Source organism: Mesorhizobium sp. M2C.T.Ca.TU.002.02.1.1, from assembly GCF_003997225.1.
This window is the reverse complement of sequence record NZ_RZTO01000374.1, coordinates 1-5757: the sequence shown is the minus strand read 5'-3', so window position 1 is coordinate 5757 and position 5757 is coordinate 1. Positions and strand designations below refer to the sequence as shown.

Sequence of the window (5757 nt, the reverse complement as noted above, 5' to 3'; positions counted from 1 at the left end):
CCCGTGTACCAGGTCCAGCCGCCGCGGCCGCCCTTGCCTTCGCCGGCATAGATGTCGGCGGCCACGACATAGGGCTCGACGCGATAATGCTCGGCCGCCGCCTCGTCCGAGGCGTGGTTGACCGGGTTCAGCATCGAGAAGCAGCGATAGGCCTCGTCGGTGCGGCCCATTTCGGCCAGCGCGATCACGAACCAGGTGGCGGCATGGGTGTACTGGCCACCATTCTCGCGCACGCCCGGCGGATAGCTCTTGATGTAACCGGGATCCTTCTCGCTCTTCGAGAAGGGCGGCGTGAACAGCTTGACGATCTTGAGCTCGTCATCGACCAGCATCTCGGTCGCCTGTTCCATGGCCGTCGTCGAACGGGCCGGATCGCCCTCGCCAGACAGCACGCTCCAGGACTGGGCGATCGAGTCGATCTTGCACTCGTCGGAGTTATGCGAACCGAGCGGCGTGCCGTCGTCGAAGCTGCCGCGCCGGTACCATTGGCCGTCCCAGGCGGTGCTTTCCAGGGCCCGCTTCAGCGCATCCGCGTGCTTGGACCAGGCCTGCGCCCGCTTGGTGTCGCCCTGCCCCTTGGCGACAGGCGCGAAGTCGGTGAGCGTCTTCAGCAAGAACCAGCCCAGCCACACGCTCTCGCCCTTGCCGCCCTCGCCGACACGGTTCATGCCGTCGTTCCAGTCGCCGCCGAGGATGAGCGGCAGGCCGGCGGGGCTGCTGCGCTTGATCGCCAGATCGAGCGCCCGCGCGCAATGGTCATAGAGCGGCGCGGTGTTCTTGGTGACTTCCGGCGTGAAGAAGGCGTCGTGCTCGCCCTCGCTGAGCTCCTGCCCGTCGATGAAGGGCAATTGCTCCTTGAGGATGCCGGCATCGCCCGTCACCTCGATGTAGCGGGCCGTCGCGTGCGCCAGCCAGACGACATCGTCCGAGATCATGGTGCGCACCCCGGCATTGGTGCGCGGCAGCCACCAGTGCTGCACGTCGCCTTCCGGGAACTGGCGGCGCGCGGCATTGAGGATCTGGTCGCGCGCCAGCTTCGGGTCGTGCGCCAGAAGGGCGAGCGTGTCCTGCAGCTGGTCGCGGAAGCCGAAGGCGCCGCTCGCCTGGTAGAAGGCCGAGCGCGCGCGGATGCGGCAGGCCAGGCTCTGGTAAGGCAGCCAGTGGTTGACCATGGCGTTCATCGCCTCGTCCGGCGTCTCGACCTGGATGGTGTCGAGGAAGCCGCGCCAGGCGCGTTCGTTGTCGGCCAGGCGCTGGTCGAAATCCTTGCCGCGATGGATCTGCGCCAGCGCGCTTGCCTCGGCGGGCGTGGCCGCGTCGCCAAGCAGCCAGAGCAGCGTGACATCGCCGCCGGCCGGAATGTCGATGTCGCTGGCGAGAACCGCGCAAGGATCGTCGCCCGCCTCGATACGGCCGGAGAGCGCAACCCCGCCGAGCACGGCCTGCGGATATTCGGTCGTGCCGTGCCTGCCGATGAATTCGGAGCGGTCGGCGGTCACCGAATGGACCGGATGACTTGCCGCCAGGAAGGCGACGCGCTCGCCGAAGTCGAGCCCATAGGGGTTCTGCGCCAGCATGGCGCCGGTCGCTGCGTCCCGGGAGGGCACGATGGTCGCCGCGGTGCGCGAGCGATGGCCGCCCAGCACCCACTCGGCATAGGCGTAAATGCGCAGCCGCGCGGGCGCCGGACCGGCATTCTGGATGCGCAACCGCGTGATCTTCACCGGATCAGTCGGATCGACCACCTGCGTCAGGTCCATCGACAGCGGCCCGCGCTTCGAGCGGAAGGTGGAGAACCCCTGCCCGTGCCAGGTCTCGTAGGTCATCGACGGATCGCGCACCACTGCCGCCATCGGCGAGAACGCCTTACCGCTCAGCTGGTCATAGATATAGAAGCCCTCGCCCGGCCGGTTCGACACCGGATCGTTCGACCACGGCGTCAGCTGGTAGTCGCGGCTGTTGCGGCTCCAGGTGAAGCCAGCGCCTTCCGCCGAGACGTGGAAACCGAAGGAGGCGTTGGAGATCACGTTGATCCAGGGCTGCGGTGTCACACGCCGTCCGGTCAACCGCGTCACATAGTGGCGACCGTCGCCGTCGAAGCCGCCAAAGCCGTTCCACAGGCTGAGACCGCTGCCATCGGCGGCGATATCGCCTCCACCCTGGCTTGCCGGCACCGGCAAGGGCAGCGGCGGAGCAGGTTCGCGCGGCGAACCGCCCTCCGCCTGCAGCAAGGCGTCGCGCGCCTGGAGCGCGGCCGTCTCGGCGCGTTCGAGCTGATCGAAGATCGTGCCGTTGCGGGTGTGAAGAACCACCCGCGCGACCGACAGCAGGGTCTTGTAGGTCGGCTCGTCCATCAGGTCGCGGCGCACCGCGAAGATGTGCTGGCGAGGCCCGAGCTCACGGCCGCGCAGGCGGCTGTTCTCGCACAGCGTCTCCACCGCGCGCTGCAGGTCCTGCACATAGGACGAGGCCTGCTCGTTGACGACGACGAAGTCGATCATCATGCCGCGGGCACGCATGTATTCCTGGAAGCGCAGCGCCTGGGCGACGATCTCGAGATCGGCGACGTCGCCGATGCGCACGAGGAAGATCGGGAAATCGCCGGAGATGCTGGTCGGCCATAGGCTCGACTGACGGCCGAGGCCGGACGCGATGGATTCGGCCGGCAGGCGCAGGAACGGATCGGGATAGATCAGGTATCGCGCCAGCTTCTGCACATTGGCGGCGTCGGTGAGGCTGAGCCCCAGATGACGCGTCTGCACCTGGCTGCGCGTCCAGGCGAGCATCGCCTGGCGGGCGAAGCTCTCCTGGTGGTCGAGACGAGCGATCGCCTCGTCGAGCTCCGAGCGATCGGCGCCGACGGCGGTCCAGAAGGTCAGCGAGATCTTCTTGTTGGCCGGCACGCGGACCTGGCGGCGCAGCGCCGCAACTGGGTCCAGCGTGAAGCCCTGGCTGCCGGAAAGCCTGACGCCGGGGTCGAAGGCGACGGCATCGGCGATGGTGCGGCCGCGGCCGATGAAGGCGCGCCGGTCGGTTTCGGCCTCGGCATCGCGCGACGGGCCCGACGGGTCGGTGACGAAATGCACCATGGTGAGATCGGGATCGTTCTTGTCGCGCTTGCGCCGCGTGGCGAAGATCGCGCCATTGTTCGGCGCGATCTCGGTCTCGACGAACATCTTGGAGAAGGCCGGATGGGCGTTGTCGGAAGCCTCATTGCCGAGCACCAGTTCGGCGAAAGAGGTCACCTCGATATGCCGGTCGGTCGGGCCATCATTATAGAGCGTGATGCGGCGGCCTTCGCCATTGCCTTCGGAAATGACGATGCATTCGACTTCGGAACGCAGCGAGCCGACGGACTTGGTGAAGCTCGCCTTGTCGTCGCCGAACAGCGTCTGGACGCGTTCGCCCTCGGCGCGCTTCGGTTCCGCTGTGGCCGACCACCAATCGCCCGTCGCGGTGTCGCGCAGGAAGATGTAGGAGCCGAGGCGATCCTCGCTCGGGTCCGGCTGCCAGCGGGTGACGGCAAGCTCGCCGAAGCGGCTGTAGCCGGAGCCCGTCGCGGTGACCATGACCGAATAGCGGCCGTTGGACATGACGTTGGTTGCCCGCAGCGCCTTGATGGGATCGAGGATGATGCGGCTGTCCGGGCTTTCGGCCTCGGTCTCGTCCTTGGCGCGCTCGTCGGCTTCCGTCCTGACGGTTGCGGTCGGAATGTCGCGCGGCGCCTTCTCCTGCAAGAGAAGCTCGGCCGACTCGATCACCGGATCGCTGTGGAAACGCTCACGCAACCGGCCTTCGAAGATGGCGTCGGCGACGGCGGCGATCGACATGCCGGAATGGTGCGCCATGTAGTTCTGCACCACGGCGTGGTCGGTGCCTTCGGGCACGCGCTGCGGCGTGAAATCGACCGCGTCGTAGAAACCGTGGCGGCCAAGGGCGCCGATCGAGCGCAGCCGCTGCAGGTTCTGCACCGCCTCGCGTGGGCTGAACTGCGCGGCCAGGATCGTCGCATAGGGCGCGATCACGGTGTTCTGGCCAAGGCCGCGCTTCAGGCCGAGGCCGGGCACGCCGAAATTGGTGTATTGATAGGTGAGCTCGCGGTCGCGGGCGTTGTAGGCCGCCTCCGAAATGCCCCAGGGCACGTTCTTGGAACGCGCATACTGGATCTGGCGCTTGATGATGAGCTTGCTGGTCTGGTTGAGGATCGAGCCCTGCGGCTCCTTCATCACCAGCGGCGGCATCAGATACTCGAACATCGAGCCCGACCAGGACATCAGCGCGCCCTGGAAGCCGATCTCGACGATCGGGCGTCCCAGACGGAACCAGTGCTCGGTCGGCAGGTCGCCCTTGGCGATGGCGAACAGGCTGGTGAGCCGCGCCTCGGAGGCAAGAAGGTCGTAGCAGCTCTCGTCGAGCTGTCGGTCCTCGACGCGGTAGCCGATCGAGAGCAGCTTGCGCTCCTGGCGCATCAGGAAGGAGAAATCCATCTCGAAGGCATAGCGGCGGCAGCGCTCCCGCAGGGCGAGCAGCTTGGCGCGCAACGCGGCGACGGCGCTCTCGTCATTGTGCGAATCGTGCACATGCGCCTCGCAGGTCGCCTCGAGCCTCGCCGCCCAGTCGGCGATGACATCACTTTTCGGCGAGGCCGCCTCGGTGTGGATGGCGGTGGCGAGCTTGCGGATCTCGCCGGCGAGCACGGCAAGGTTGATAGTGCGGATCGACGCCATTTCGGGCTGCGCCTTGATGGTCGCAACCGCGCGACGCATGCCGTCGAGACGGTCGGCCAGGCGCTGGCGCAGCGGCCGCAACTGCCGGCGGTCGTCCGGCAGCTCGTCCAGGCTTTCGTCGAGAATGGTGACGGTGTCGATGATGCCTTCGAAATCGCCCTGCAGATGCACCGAGGGCGCCTCGGCCCATTCGGCGCAGGAGGCGGCAACGGCGACCAGATGTCCGGCGAGATTGCCGCTGTCGACCGCGGAGATATAGAGCGGATAGAGCGGCTTCAGCGTCGTCGTGTCGTACCAGTTGTAGAGATGGCCGCGTTCGCGCGGCATGTTCTCGATGGTCGTCATCGTGGCGTCGATGCGGGTGATGGCGTCCGACAGGCTGATCCAGCCGAAATCGCGCGCCGACACCACCGACAGCAGATAGACGCCGATATTGGTCGGCGAGGTGCGCGGCGCCACCACCGGCGCCGGGCTTTCCTGGAAATTGTCCGGCGGCAGGTGATGCTGCTCGGGCGTGACGAAGGTCTCGAAATAATGCCAGGTGCGGCGCGCGAAGGTGCGCAGCGCGTGGATGTCGGCGGTCGAGATGCGCAGCCTGTCCTCTGTCTCGGCCGAACGGCTGATCCAACAGGCGACGGCGGGGGAAGCGATCCAGAAGATGGCGAAGAAGAAGGCGACGAAGGCGCCGGTGGAATCGGCAAGCACCGGAATGGCGAGGCCGACGACGCCGACGATCACCGCGCCATACATCATGCCGTAATAGGCGCCGAGATCGTTGCCGCCCTTGGCCGCCTGCGAGGCGGTGCGCCATTCGAGCAGGTTCTGGCGGCTGACGAAGAGCCGGTAGATGGTGCGGATGATGGCGTCGCCCATCATCCAGGCAAGATGCGCCATCAAGAGCACTTTCAGCGCCACCAGCGCGGTGCCGAACACGGTGTCGCGCGCCAAAGCGGAGAAATGGCCGCGCGGCGTCTGATCGCCGCTCTTCGGCAGGATGCCGTTCACGATGTCGAAGGTCGGCGCCATGAAC

At 66.9% G+C, this 5757-nt stretch carries 1 protein-coding gene; it reads right to left on the bottom strand.

Annotated elements, in window-relative coordinates; all coding sequences use genetic code 11:
• Positions 1 to 5757: glucoamylase family protein (locus EOD07_RS19630; RefSeq protein WP_127236653.1), on the bottom strand; the 5757-nt coding region annotated here is incomplete at both ends.